Here is a 12,813-nt window from a genome sequence, read left to right on the forward strand (position 1 = left end):
GGTTAGTCGACTATAGAAGAAGAGGCATCATAGGTGCTGGTTTCCTCAAAATCATCCCGGAATTCTTCCTTCAGGAATTGCAGACCCAGGTCTGCGCTATACGGCCGGTTGATAACGTAGAAAGGCACAGTCGTGAGGCTAGATACATCACTTTTGATATCTTCTTCTGACCTGAAATGACCAACAACAGCGGTACGTTGCTCAATGAATCCACGGCTTTTCTCACCGACAAACCTCCCGCCCCGGATGCTCACGGCTAGGGCTTCTGCCTCAATGAAATTTGCTTCTGCTATCAACCGCAGATATTCTCCTTCCAGCCGTTGCGGCACTACAGGTACGCCGTCAAACTGCTTGTAAAAGTCCTCTTCCCGGTTGCGGTCAGCGGAAAATGGCTGCAGAATATGACGCAGGTTGTTCTCCAGTAGGTGTAAATGATGGTCGTATAATGCCTTCTCCTTGGGCTCCCAGCCGGGATACACGTGTTCCAGATAGCTGGCCAGCGCGTTTTCTTCCAGCGTACCGCCCGCTGCTTCCGCCTCGCGGAGCTTCTCCAGCGTACGGCTCACTACCTCCGGGTCGGGGTAGATGAACTTGTCCGTTTCGTTGGCAGTCGCGAAAACAAAGCAGTCGGCTAGGCCTTTAGTGCGCCGCCGGTTTACCCGGCCAAACCGTTGAATCAAGGCGTCCAATGGGGCCGGCTCAGAGTAGATGACATCGAAATCAATATCTAGGCTGACTTCAACAGCCTGCGTACCTACCAATAACTGAATGTTCTCCGAATCCTGTAAGGCCTGCTCTTTCTGCCAGCGGTCTGTAGTAGCGAAGCGGCCGTGCAACAGAATAGCGCCCGCCCGGCCGGGTGCGTAGTCTGGGACCAGCCCCCGTAACTTCTCGAACGCATCCTGAGCTTCGGCTACCGTATTAGCTACCACCAGCACCCGGCAGGGCTTGTCCACCAGATTCAAACTCTGCAGCTGCTTCGCTATCAAGTCAAGGTTGTCGGCTAGCCGGCCAGGTAGTACGGCTACACGGTGGCGGTTGAAAGCCGGATAGAGGCTGGCGGCGGCCTGAAGCGAGGTATGCGAGCCAAGAGCATCTTCCAGTTCGCGGCGCAAATGCGTAGGCAGCGTGGCCGTCATCACCAGTACACGGGCGTGCAGCCGCTGCGTGAGCACCCGAATGAGTAGTATAATTTCGGCAAATACCTTGGGCTCGTAGGCATGGATTTCATCGAAGACAAAGCACGCGCCTACCCACTCAAACCAACCCTTCTCAAAGCCTTTTAGCCCGTATAAATGCTTGATGGCCTGAAACGGCGTTATGGTTTTGACAGGTCGGGCCAGGGTGCGGAACTGCTCACGCAGCTTCTTCATATGGGCATACCGCTTGCCTGGGCTGTCTTCCAACTGGGTAGCCGTGCGGTACAGAAAGTCGCTCACCTTGCCATGCAGTACCGCCGTGGTTTCTTCACCTAAATTCTGCTGCAGCCGGTGGTGCATGGCATTGATAGAGGCCCGGTTCGGCAGCACATAGAACAGGCGAGAGGCCCCCAGGTCGGTAGTTTGAACTTGGCGGCGGAGCCAAAGTAGCGCCGTTTCGGTTTTGCCCGCGCCGGTCGGGGCTGTCAGTAGCGCGCTACCTCCGGTCTGGGCCGCATCCTGCTGGTGCTGGTGCAGCGTCCATTTCTGCATCTTCTCATCGAACGCCTTGAACCGGGCCGTGTTCAGTGTCAATAGTTGCTGGATACGCGCCGAGCCCAGATGGTCGCAATGCTGAAACGCGCCGGCCAGCAACGTGAGCCCTAGGCCGGCTTCGTCGCCCACATGGAATCCCTCGGCCGGCAGGTTTACCACGGCTTGCGGATTTTTGGGTGGCGGCAACGTCTTGGGTACGGCCACATTCCAGATGCCCAGTACGCCGCGAATATCCGAAAGCGAAACATGCGTGAAATCAGCGGCAAAAGTGCGCTGAGTACGGGTGCGGAGCAGGATGGGGCTGAGGGGCCGGTACCGCTCCTCCAAGAAGCTATACAACCGCTCAAAGTCCCGGTGGTGCCCGGCCACGGCCCACAGAATGCGCTGCCGACTAGCTTCTGGAGCCAGAGCTGCCACCAACGGCAGCGAGAATAACTCGTGCCGCTGGTGGTCCCATTGGTGCGACTGGCCGGCCAGCAGCTTTTGAAACTCCCGATGCACTTTACCTACGTCATGCAGCAGCAGACTCCACCACAAGTCCTGCCAGAACCAGTCGCCGGCTACTGCGGCTGCTTTAGGAAATTGCTGGTGCAGCATCTGCCGCACTAGCAATACATCCATGATATGCTGCGGTAAGGAAATAGCATCCTCGCCGCCCTGCGCCGATTTGGCCAGAATGCTACCGGCCTGTGGCATACACAGAAGCAAACTGAAGCGTGTGTAGGTAAATATCGGACGCTTCGGCCCGGCTCCCTATCTGGCGGTGGCGTTGCTCAGTGGCGGCTTTGCGGGCTTCGGCATCATACCAGGCCGGTATAGCAGCCTTCACTGCCGCTTCCATAGGGCTCAGCACGGAATAGGCCTGCGTGCCCAAGTTTTGCCGAGGTAGCGTATCGGTGAAATACTGCGGCAGGGCCTGAATCTGCCCAGGCAGATAGTGCGGGTGCAGTGGTACCACCTGCCCGCGTAATTGCGCTTCGCCCACTACCGGCTGCAGAGTTACCTGCCGGATATCGTCCACCGTGGCCAGGTCGCCGGAGCGGCCCAGCAGCAGTTGGTAGGCCGGCTGCCGGAAATAGTTAACTAATATCTCATCGAACAAATACAGCGTCAGGCGACCTTCAAAAAGGAACTCCCGGCGTACCGGGTTTGACTTGACATTGTTGGAGGCTACCACAACATCTTCCTTCTGCGCGTTTTTGCGCTTGGCCCCGGCTACCATCCAGATAGTTTCCACGTCCACGGCCTGCCCGGCGAAATCGAACACGTAGCCAATTTCCAGTTCGTTGTGCGGGAGGTAGCGGCCGGCGGCGGCGTTTAGTAACCCCAGCACGGTACTCAGCGGCGGTACGTGCAGCGTGGGCTGAAAGCCGCTGATGAGGTTGGGGTAGCGGAAGCTGCACGTCCAACTGCTAAGCTGCACGCGGTAAGCCGTTCGGGGGCCTTGCACTACGGCATCCATTGCTCCAGCTCTTGGCAATAGCCCTCAATTGCTTCTACCACCGAGCCCAGCCGGACTTGCGGAAAATCTTTGGCCCACTCGGTGAGGTCGGCAAATTCCTCTTCCATAAAGCCCCGGCGCCGCCCGATGTATACAGTGCCCTGAATCTGGTTAGCGTAGTCGCGCAAGGCCTCGCCCAGGGCTTCCTTGTCGAACGTGACTTCGCCGCCGAACAACCCACCGCTGCGCACAATGTGCCCGAACGGATGATTGCCGCTTTGTAGCGTAGCCAGCACAAGGAATTTGGGCGTTACGTCGGTGTAATTATTGGTTTGCATGGCTCCGCCCGTCAGCGTTTTCAGGGCCCGGAGTGTGTCCTGCACGCGGCTAAGCCGCGTGGGGCGGGGGAGGCGTACCAGCTGCTGCGCTTCGCCTTTGGGGTTGCGCATGCTCTCATCGGGTACCAGTTCGCTGCCTTCCTGCAAAGCCTTTTGCTGCAAGCCGGCCGTCAGATTTTTGAAGCCCGTGCGGTTGTAGGTGGCAAATGTGCCTACCTGCTGCAAGTCGATGGAAAACATGCCTTTCAGCACTGTACCATATTCTTCCTTTACGTAAGGCACGGGGTTACCATCCAGGCGCGACATGACCGACCAGGAGTGCGCTGTCTGCACGGAGCCCACCGAAATCAGCGCCGAGTTCTTGAGGGGCGAAACCCGAGTAACGGTAGCGTCCTGCATTTCGGGCTTGCCCTTCTTCATCAGAATGTTGCCATCCTCATCGGTCTTTTCCTCCTTCGTAGCCCGCATATAGCCGAATACGTCGTCGTCGGCGTATTTCAGCGGATTGGCTTCCGTGAAGGCCACATCTTTAGTGCGCTCTACCGGCGACATATCCCAACTGTGGTCTTTCTGCAGCGTTTGCCGCCACCAATACCGCCACGCCTGCCCCGATACGTACACGTGGGTACTACGGCCCTTCGTGATTTTCTTGGTGGCTACGGCGTTATCGTAGTTACTCTGGGAATCTTTACCCGAGTTATTCAGCGCGGCCACGTCGGTGTCGAGTAACACAAAGCCCTGCGTTTTAAGGTTTTTCATGGATAAGAAAATAGATTATTCTTGGTCGGTTTCGAATTCGTCAGTTTCATCAGTTCCCACGCCCACTTCTTCCAGGCCTTCCTCTAACTCCACGTGTCGGTTGCTGAGGTGGAGCTGCTCGTATAGTGAAATCAGCAGCAAGTCGCGGATTTCGCGCCAACTCGTGCCGTCGGGGAAAAGGTAGCGCACATAGTCTTCCAGCCGCAACAGAGGCTCGGGGGCATCTTGGTTGGTTTCATAGTTGCGTCGCTGCAAGCCCACCAGAATCAGGCGCATCTCACTAGCAGCTCTAGTCGTACTGATGCGCCTAATAGTTTTATTAATTGCTGAGTCATCAGCTTCAGCGACTATATGACGGGCGACGTGCGCAATCAGATCAAGAGTTTTGAGGTCCATATGCCGAAGAAGTTGACAGTAGAAAGCAGTTAATTCGAAGGGTAAATAGTTTTTCCTTGACCATTGCTCAATGAGATGTATGAGACTGTATCCTTTTATAAGATTTTGGTAAACTTCATTGTACCATGCTTGGTACACAGCCGGCTCCACTACGGCCGGAGCCTCGTTAGGCTTGCCCAGCACCAGTAGGGCAGTAGTATCCGGGCGGGCGCGGGCTCCTTTGAACTTGCTGTTGCGGTAATGCGCCCGCACAAACCACGTCCAGGGCTCTTTAAAGGCACTCATTACCTGCTGATAGAACTCGAATACCGCCGCTGACAGGTGGTGTAATACCACATCCGGCTTTGCACCGAAGTTGGTGAAGTTGTACAGCGTCAGGGCTGGCGCAGGGCCTTTCAATTCCAGGTGGCCAGCTTTCTTTACTTCCAGCAGAATATCGTCTACGTACCCGAATAAGGTATTTGCGGCGTTGCTGCGGCTGGATTTAGCTAAGCCGGGTTTCAACTCGGCCCCAGCCGGCCGCAGATTTGCGGTCAAGTTTTTGGCCGCCAACAGGGCCGTAATAGTCGGTTGACTGCTATGCACCAACGCGGGGTTGCCGCCCACCTCAATACAGCCCAGTGGGGCAAAATACATCTGCAGCAGCGTGTTGCCCCCAAGCCGCAGGCCTTGCTCCAAGCCATGGTTGAAATTCAGGAAGGTGCCGGAGCCCGCCAGAATCTGGTTTTCGCGCCCGGCCGGAAAAAGAGCTTCATATTGGCCCGAAACGCGGCACCAACCTTTTATGCAGGCTGCCGCTTCTTCCAGCATCGGCTCGTAATATTCCAGCGTCCGCTCTATCTCCTTGCCCTTGTTAGCTGGATTGGTGATGCCGGAATTCAGAAAGAAAGCGTGCAGCTTGCTATGCCAGCCATGTACATATACATCGGTTGCGTGCTTCAACGCATCCTTTGGTTTCCAGTTAGGGTTTTGCGCCAGCAGCTTTCGTAACACAGCCGCACCCACGTCAGCGAAAGGGTCACCGGACGGAGCAGCCATAACTACTGATGCATTATTTATCGCTTCTTTCATATTATCTACGCCGTCTTATATAGACGTTTAATTATCACCTAGATTACATTAGCAATGTATGTACTTTGGCGTATTCAAAGCAAGCTCCAAATACAAAGTCATACCGCGCCTTACCTTTGCAAAGGGCAGTGCAGGAATTGAAAATCTTAAACAGAGGATTAATTAATAGGACCAGCACGCCAGCGGCCACAGAAATATTCTGTGGCCGTTTTGCTTTTTTTACTCCAACGCCCCGCAGCCTAGCCCCGTCGAGTGCCCGACGCCTACGCACCAGGCAAACCGAATTTGCTCGGCGGTGCCCGTCACAATGACGGGGCACTGGCTGGCGCGGCACTGCACCTGCTTGTAGCGGAATAATTTTGTCTTCGCCCCAGCATAGGCCCGGTCGAAGCGGACGGAAACGCCCGCGTCGCTCAGGCCCGCCTGGCGCAGCTTGCGCTGGAGCGTAGCGGTCAGCAGTTCGTCGGCGCGAGGATTGTCGTAGAGCAGGTGGTCAGCGGTATCACCAAGTTTTGCTTCAGGAGCCAGGTATTTCACGAACACCGGGCTGAGTACACGGAACCACTGCTCCCCATCCTGAAACTGAGGTGGCTGAGTGAGGCGGGCGTCGCGCACGGTGAGGCCGAGGCCCAGGTCTGGCTCCCGGATGACGCCGCCGACGAGGGTGTGAATCAGCTGTGGGTCGTGGGCGGAGATGCTCCAGTAAGCCCCTTCGCGGTACCAGAGGCCGCCGCGCCCGGCCCGGCCGCCCCGCAGCCAGCTCAGGGAGTAAAGAGAGAGGCCGTCGTGCAACTCTTCATTGTGGCCCAACCAGCGGTGGAAGGCTCCTTTAAGGGCCGCGAGGTGATCAAAAGGAACGGCTTGGGATGCAGTTAAGTATAATTGGAGTCTCATTAGAAGTAGTTGAATAGTGAGGCCAATATGCCAGAAAATTTCAGAATAATCTTTCCTGGTTGATAAAAAAATTAGCAAGCTGATACACTTGCTAACGATAGTTGCTTGTACAGCCTGCTCAGCGGTAGCTCACCGTCACTCTATATTGAGGGGAGAAATACGGGTTTCTCATCACAAGCGCCTGTGCTGAATTCAGGTTTCTGAATAAGCTTACTAAATTGCCCTAGCCGGCTTCAAGTATAACTTCCTGCGCCACCGCCCATTACCTGACTCGTGCTGACTCGGGTAGTCAAATATGCAATGAACAAGTAAAGCACTTGCGCTCGTTATCCAATCACCGATTCACAGCTTGTATTTTGATAGTGCTGGCTGGATGGCGCCGTTAATCCGTGCGGGATTTTGCCATTCTGCTCGCTCTGGTACGAGCCCCCGTAACCGAAAGCTGTCTTGTCTGGCCCGTCGCGTCCGAAATGAAAGTTGAGAAAAGCGGCGCGAAAAAAATAAGGTCAACGATGCGGTACCGGGCCTAACAATGCCGTAGTTTTGCAGCATGCTTCAACCAAAAAACTTGTTGATGAAGCGTGGAACCCTGCTCGGCAAGGAACCGCGAGTAGACCGGAAGGTCTTCGCCGCCATCGGTTTTGCTGATTTTGCTTCTCATATTTCTGTTGTTTTTTCCGGGTATTGCCCCACCACCGTTTCGGAAGCCGAAACGGTTTTTTTATGCCCGTTGAGTTCGTTGGCTACCGATTCGCAGTCGGCTTATAGCTCAAGTGCTACAGGCACCTCCCCGTGTTTTATAGGCGCACGTGCCCTCCCCGAGCTGGGGCTGCCTCAGCGCCCTAGTCCGCACCAGCAGGTGGTTTCTCCGTCGTCGGAGGGGGCTGTAAGAATTCAAATTCTCCGTTTTAGCTAGTTGTCCTCATTTTTCCTCACCATCGGTATGGCACGTAAAGACCTGCTCGACATTGCATCCCTTCACCGTGAGGAAATCGAGTTCCTGCTCGACCAATCCACGTCGTTTAAAAAGCTGTTCACCCACTCGGTGAAGAAAATCCCCGCCCTTGAGGGCAAGTCGGTGCTCATGCTGTTCTATGAAGCCAGCACCCGGACGCATTCTTCCTTCGAGGTAGCCGCAAAGCGCCTCTCGGCGGAGGTCACAAATTTCGACGTTGCTCACTCCTCCATCACCAAGGGCGAATCGGTGCGCGAGACAATTGAGACGCTTCAGGCCATGCGTACCGACTACATTGTAGTGCGCCACAGCCACCCTGGTCTGCCCGGCATGATTGCCCGCCAAACGACGGCCTCGGTCATCAACGCCGGCGACGGGGCGCACGAGCACCCCACCCAGGCGCTGCTGGATGCCTTCACCATCCGGGAGAAATTTCCCGACCCTCGGGGCAAGAAAGTCCTCATCATCGGGGATATCCTGCACTCCCGCGTGGCCCGCTCCACCAGTACCCTGCTGCAAAAGTTGGGCGTTGAGGTGGCGTACCTGGGCCCGGGCTCCCTAGTGCCGAAATATGTGCCGGACAGCATCCGCCGCTTCACCGATTATGAGGCGGCTATGGCCTGGGCGCCCGATGTAGTGTATCTGCTCCGGGTGCAGATGGAGCGCCAGGATGTGCAGTTTTTCCCCAGCGTCCGGGAATACCACCGGGTTTACGGCATCACCACTGCGAGGCTGGCCGAAATCCGCGACCGGGGCCTCTACATCATGCACCCCGGCCCCGTGAACCGCGGGGTGGAGCTCTGCGACGCCGTGATGGACTACGAGCGAAGCCTGATTACCAACCAAGTCGAAAACGGCATTTCCATCCGCATGGCCGTGCTCGACTGGCTCACGCCCGGCGGGGAGTTTCCGAAGCAGGAATCAACCTATGCCGCGCGGCAGCGCACCAACTCGACGGTAGTTATGCCCTAAATACCGGATACAGCGGCGGCGTTTAGCCCCGTATTTTCATCTTTGCCAGCCAGAATACCTTCCCACCCTTTGCCAGTTTCCGGTACTTCTCCATCCATGCTTCTTCTCAAAAACGCCCGCATTGCCTCCGAAAATTCACCCGTACTGCTCGAAAGTGATGTGCTGATTGTCGAAGGAAAAATTCAGGACATCGGCAAAAGCCTGACCGCTCCCGAGGGGGCCCGCGTCATTGACGCGCGTGGTCGGATTCTTATGCCGGGCATGTTTGATGCTCACGTTCATTTTCGCGCGCCGGGGTTTGAGAATAAGGAGACCATTACGACGGGGAGCGAGGCGGCCATTAACGGCGGCGTCACCGGCGTGGTGATGATGCCCAACACCCGCCCCGCCCTCGACTCGGCCTCGACGGTGGATGCGGTGCTCGAAAACGCGCGGCACCGGTCCCGCATTCCGGTGTATACCTCCGGCTGCGTCACCAAGAACCGCGAGGGTAAAGAACTGGCCGAAATAGAAGGCATGCGCGGGCTGGGCGTGAAGATGCTTACCGACGACGGCGACACCACCAGCGACCCGGCGGTGCTGCTGCGAGCCATGCAGTACGCCACCGAGTTTGGGATGTTTTTTGCCAGCCACTGCGAGGTGCCAGAATTAGCCGGGCCGCGCGCCCTCAACGAGGGGGTGATGAGCTACCGGCTCGGCATCAAGGGCTCACCGGCCTGCGCCGAGGAAATCATCATTGACCGGGACATCCGGCTGGCCCGGGCGGCGGGCGCGCACGTGCACATCCAGCACGTATCGAGCAAGCTCGGCATGGAAACCATCCGCTGGTGGAAATCCCGCGGTGATGTGAAGGTGACGGCAGAAGTAGCCCCGCACCACCTGCTGTTCACCGATGAGCACATCGGCGACTACGACACCAACTACAAAATGAACCCGCCACTGCGCACGCAAGCTGATTGTGATGCGTTGCTCGAAGGGCTCATTGAAGGGGTATTCGACCTCATTGCCACCGACCACGCGCCGCACACACCCTTTGAAAAAGCTCAGGACTTCATCAGTGCCCCCAACGGTATCACCGGCCTGGATACAGCTCTGGTATCACTCTATCACTTCTTTATCGAGCCCGGTAAATTTGGCTGGGACCTGGTAGTGAAGCGCTACTCCGCCGAGCCCCGCCGCCTCATGGACCTGCCGGTACCCACCATCGAAATCGGTCAGCCAGCCAACTGCGTTTTGTTCGATACCGAAGCGGAAACAACCTTCACGCGGGACTTCATGAAATCCAAATCCCAGAATACCCCCTTCATCGACCAGACGCTGAAAGGCCGGGTGGACCTGGTGGTGCTGGGCACGGAAGTTTTGCTGGAACGCTAGTAGTTTGTTGAACATGAGCGCAAAAAGAGCGTCATGCTGAGCAAAGTCGAAGCATCTCTACCGCTTCGTTTGCGCGGCTACAAATACTGAATTCAATGGACACTGCCTCAATGTGGATTGAGCACGTTTTGAATCCTAAAATCATAACGAGTATCTATCCGACTGAACCTCCACCCTTGGAGCAGATACAGTTGTCTGAGGTAGCTATTGTTTGTGGCGGTGACCTACAGTGTAAGCTTCATTTCGACTTGAAGGATTTTCCTATTAACGCCCCGATCAAATGGGTACAGCGAAAATGTAATACAGTGCAAATGAGCTTAAACTTGATTCAAACCGATTTAATCCGTTGCGCTATTCCTAGCGGAAATGGCATTGGCGACTTGAATATCATTTACAACGGAGCACGCTTTCAGGTAACATTCACCACCCAGCCACAAGGAGTTGTTTTTCAAGCAACGGCTACTTGGATACATGTCGATAATATCTAGGCCTACTAGAACGAACTTCGTTAACCGCCCAACGAAGCGGTAGAGATGCTTCGGCTACGCTCAGCATGACGACTAACTGACTTTCAATGAGTATTTCCGCTTCCGATAAACCCCTGGTTGGGGTAGTAATGGGCTCCAGCAGCGACTGGGACACCATGCAGCACGCCGTACAGATACTCGCGGACTTTGGCGTGGCTCACGAAGCGCGCGTGGTATCGGCCCACCGCATGCCCGACGACTTGTTTGCCTACGCTGAGCAGGCTGGACCGTGTGGTTTGCAGGCCATCATTGCCGGCGCGGGTGGGGCCGCCCACTTGCCGGGGATGCTGGCCGCCAAAACGACGGTGCCCGTGCTGGGCGTACCGGTAGCCAGCCGCCATTTGCAGGGCGTGGACTCCCTGCACAGCATCGTGCAGATGCCCAAAGGAATACCCGTTGCTACGTTCGCCATTGGCACGGCCGGGGCGGCCAATGCCGCTCTATTCGCCGTCAGCCTGCTGGCCCTGCACAACCCCGAGCTGGCGAACAAGCTCCAGGCGTTCCGCGCCGCCCAAACCGAGGCCGCTCGCGCAATGGAACTGCCGGTATGAGCGAGGGAACTAACAGCATAACCATGACCCCGGTTTTGCCGGGCAGTGTGGACACCGCGGGCCAACGGGCCACGCTAGGCGTAGTGGGAGGTGGCCAGCTGGGCCGCATGTTTGTGCACGCTGCTCAGCGTTTAGGGTACTTCACCGCCGTGCTGGAGCCCGACGCGCAAAGCCCAGCTGGATTAGTGAGCCACCATCACATCCGGACCAGCTACGACGACCCGGCTGGGCTGGCGCAACTAGCTCAGCTGTGCCAGGCCATTACCACCGAGTTTGAAAACGTGCCGGCCCAAGCCCTGCACCTGCTGGCGCAAACCCGGGCCGTGGCACCCAGTGCAGCCGTAGTGGGCATTACCCAAAACCGCATCGAGGAAAAAGCCCACTTCGCGGCCTGTGCTGATATGTCGGGGGTGAATTGTGCGCCCTACGCGGAGATTGAAACGCTGGCCCAACTGCAGGCGGTGCAGGACGAACGGACGGACTTGCTGCCCGGCATCCTGAAAACCGCGCGTATGGGCTACGACGGGAAGGGCCAGGTCCGCGTGAAGACCGCCACCGAGCTGGGTGCGGCCTGGGTGGAGTTGGGCGGCGTGGCCTGCGTGCTGGAAAAGATGCTGCCGCTCACGGCCGAGTGCTCGGTGCTGGTAGCGCGTGGCTGGGATGGGCAAATTGTCAGCTTCGATCCGCAACGCAACGTGCACGTGGAGGGTATTTTGGCCGTAACCCACGCGTACGAAGGCAACATGCCGTCAGCTTTAGCCGATAGGGCCCGCGACGCGGCCACTTCTATTGCGCATCACCTGGGCTACGTGGGGGTGCTGTGCGTCGAGTTTTTTGTGGTGGAAGATGGCACCGAGCACGGTGGCCTGGTGGTCAATGAAATGGCTCCGCGCCCGCACAACAGCGGCCACTACACCCTGGATGCCTGTGATGCCTCGCAGTTTGACCTGCAGGTACATGCCATGGCGGGCTTGCCCTTGTCGCAACCGCGCCAACACTCCCCAGCCATCATGCTTAACCTGCTGGGCGACGTGTGGTTCGACGCCGACGGTTTAGCGCGGGAGCCGGACTGGTGCTCCGTGCTGAGCTTGCCCGGAACACACCTACATCTATATGGTAAGTTGCAGGCGCGCGTAGGTCGTAAAATGGGCCACCTGACTATCACCGGCCCGGATGTGGCTAGTGTTACCAGTGTGGCTCGGCGCACCGCTGGTCTGCTTGGCTTGCCTGGGTTGGACGCTATTTAGAGCTCTTGCCGGACTTTGACCAAGTGGGTGCTTACTACTTTTCGGCCCGCTGCCCGGCATCTTGAACTGAGGACGGAAAGCGGCCGACGTAGCGCTGTGGTAGGCGCGGGACAGATGGGGCGCTAGTTCCGGTTCGGCGTGCATAGGCCGGAGCCAGCGTCAGCAAGCAGCCGGTAAAGATTCAGGGTAAATAATTAGGCTAGCAGATACGGGCAGGGGCAGAATACCGGCTCAAAAGGTAGTAGTGCATACCTGCTATTACGTCCGGGTTTTCCCCCATTCACGCGGAGAAACCCGGACGTAGGTAGTAGTAAAAGTAGCACGAGTGTGGGCACAGAAAATCCCGGCTGAAGCCACTGTATTAGGTGTTGGCAGGGTGGCGCTGCCCTAGGCTGTGTGGACAGTAAGCAGAAAGGCCATCCTGCTGAGCTGGTCGAAGCATCTCTATTGCTTCGTTGCGGTTGTTCTACTAGAGCGGTAGAGATGCTTCGGCTGCGCTCAGCAGGACGGTCTGTATAGCATCAAAATGCCTTTTGGAGTTACTATCTACAGACCCTAGAACACGGCTGTTTTTGAGCTGGTCCCACGGGAGGG

The 12,813-nt window shown here is 56.9% G+C and carries 11 protein-coding genes; 6 read left to right on the forward strand and 5 right to left on the reverse strand.

Features of this window, described 5'->3' with window-relative positions:
* Nucleotides 1-2 precede the first annotated feature (2 nt).
* From cas3 to ABIB60_RS13925, 5 genes are all read right to left on the reverse strand, one after another.
* Nucleotides 3-2,390: a CRISPR-associated helicase Cas3' gene (cas3, locus tag ABIB60_RS13905; protein WP_354580678.1), complete on the reverse strand. Its 2,388-nt coding sequence runs from the start codon at nt 2,388-2,390 to the stop codon at nt 3-5.
* Nucleotides 2,374-3,156 (reverse strand): type I-B CRISPR-associated protein Cas5b, encoded by a 783-nt coding sequence (gene cas5b / locus ABIB60_RS13910; RefSeq protein WP_354580679.1) that lies wholly within the window; start codon nt 3,154-3,156, stop codon nt 2,374-2,376. The genes cas3 and cas5b overlap by 17 nt, the downstream gene beginning before the upstream one ends.
* A complete protein-coding gene (gene cas7i, locus ABIB60_RS13915) occupies nt 3,144-4,232 on the reverse strand; it encodes a type I-B CRISPR-associated protein Cas7/Cst2/DevR (RefSeq protein ID WP_354580680.1) in 1,089 nt (362 codons plus the stop codon). The genes cas5b and cas7i overlap by 13 nt, the downstream gene beginning before the upstream one ends.
* A gap of 15 nt (nt 4,233-4,247) precedes the next feature.
* Nucleotides 4,248-5,666 (reverse strand): type I-B CRISPR-associated protein Cas8b1/Cst1, encoded by a 1,419-nt coding sequence (cas8a1, locus tag ABIB60_RS13920; protein WP_354580681.1) that lies wholly within the window; start codon nt 5,664-5,666, stop codon nt 4,248-4,250.
* Nucleotides 5,667-5,918: 252 nt separating this feature from the next.
* A complete protein-coding gene (locus ABIB60_RS13925) occupies nt 5,919-6,593 on the reverse strand; it encodes a CRISPR-associated endoribonuclease Cas6 (RefSeq protein ID WP_354580682.1) in 675 nt (224 codons plus the stop codon).
* A gap of 550 nt (nt 6,594-7,143) precedes the next feature.
* On the opposite strand from ABIB60_RS13925, the gene ABIB60_RS13930 reads away from it, so the two are divergent.
* The 6 genes from ABIB60_RS13930 (at nt 7,144) to ABIB60_RS13955 (ending at nt 12,219) form a co-directional block, all read left to right on the forward strand.
* Complete coding sequence (locus tag ABIB60_RS13930) at nt 7,144-7,509, forward strand: hypothetical protein (RefSeq protein ID WP_354580684.1); 366 nt, start codon at nt 7,144-7,146, stop codon at nt 7,507-7,509.
* 27 nt (nt 7,510-7,536) lie between these two features.
* A complete protein-coding gene (locus ABIB60_RS13935; RefSeq protein WP_354580685.1) occupies nt 7,537-8,520 on the forward strand; it encodes an aspartate carbamoyltransferase catalytic subunit in 984 nt (327 codons plus the stop codon).
* Nucleotides 8,521-8,616: 96 nt separating this feature from the next.
* Entirely contained in the window at nt 8,617-9,894 is a 1,278-nt protein-coding gene (locus ABIB60_RS13940; RefSeq protein ID WP_354580686.1) for a dihydroorotase, read from the forward strand.
* 110 nt (nt 9,895-10,004) lie between these two features.
* Nucleotides 10,005-10,382 carry an Imm50 family immunity protein gene (locus tag ABIB60_RS13945; RefSeq protein ID WP_354580846.1) on the forward strand — a complete coding sequence of 126 codons (378 nt, stop codon included), beginning with the start codon at nt 10,005-10,007 and terminating at the stop codon, nt 10,380-10,382.
* 86 nt (nt 10,383-10,468) lie between these two features.
* A complete protein-coding gene (gene purE / locus ABIB60_RS13950) occupies nt 10,469-10,972 on the forward strand; it encodes a 5-(carboxyamino)imidazole ribonucleotide mutase (RefSeq protein ID WP_354580688.1) in 504 nt (167 codons plus the stop codon).
* On the forward strand, nt 10,969-12,219 hold the full coding sequence (locus ABIB60_RS13955) for a 5-(carboxyamino)imidazole ribonucleotide synthase (RefSeq protein ID WP_354580689.1): 1,251 nt from the start codon (nt 10,969-10,971) through the stop codon (nt 12,217-12,219). Before purE ends, ABIB60_RS13955 begins: the two co-directional genes overlap by 4 nt.
* Nucleotides 12,220-12,813 lie beyond the last annotated feature (594 nt).

Origin of the sequence: Hymenobacter sp. UYP22 (assembly GCF_040547285.1) — a bacterium.
Taxonomy (GTDB): Bacteria; Bacteroidota; Bacteroidia; order Cytophagales; family Hymenobacteraceae; genus Hymenobacter.

What these genes read in the sequence shown, in the direction of transcription:
- cas3 (WP_354580678.1), bottom strand. Translation starts at nt 2,390, where the DNA reads ATGCCACAGGCCGGTAGCATTCTGGCCAAATCGGCGCAGGGCGGCGAG.
- cas5b (WP_354580679.1), bottom strand. Translation starts at nt 3,156, where the DNA reads ATGGATGCCGTAGTGCAAGGCCCCCGAACGGCTTACCGCGTGCAGCTT.
- cas7i (WP_354580680.1), bottom strand. Translation starts at nt 4,232, where the DNA reads ATGAAAAACCTTAAAACGCAGGGCTTTGTGTTACTCGACACCGACGTG.
- cas8a1 (WP_354580681.1), bottom strand. Translation starts at nt 5,666, where the DNA reads ATGGCTGCTCCGTCCGGTGACCCTTTCGCTGACGTGGGTGCGGCTGTG.
- ABIB60_RS13925 (WP_354580682.1), bottom strand. Translation starts at nt 6,593, where the DNA reads ATGAGACTCCAATTATACTTAACTGCATCCCAAGCCGTTCCTTTTGAT.
- ABIB60_RS13930 (WP_354580684.1), top strand. Translation starts at nt 7,144, where the DNA reads ATGCTTCAACCAAAAAACTTGTTGATGAAGCGTGGAACCCTGCTCGGC.
- ABIB60_RS13935 (WP_354580685.1), top strand. Translation starts at nt 7,537, where the DNA reads ATGGCACGTAAAGACCTGCTCGACATTGCATCCCTTCACCGTGAGGAA.
- ABIB60_RS13940 (WP_354580686.1), top strand. Translation starts at nt 8,617, where the DNA reads ATGCTTCTTCTCAAAAACGCCCGCATTGCCTCCGAAAATTCACCCGTA.
- ABIB60_RS13945 (WP_354580846.1), top strand. Translation starts at nt 10,005, where the DNA reads ATGTGGATTGAGCACGTTTTGAATCCTAAAATCATAACGAGTATCTAT.
- purE (WP_354580688.1), top strand. Translation starts at nt 10,469, where the DNA reads ATGAGTATTTCCGCTTCCGATAAACCCCTGGTTGGGGTAGTAATGGGC.
- ABIB60_RS13955 (WP_354580689.1), top strand. Translation starts at nt 10,969, where the DNA reads ATGAGCGAGGGAACTAACAGCATAACCATGACCCCGGTTTTGCCGGGC.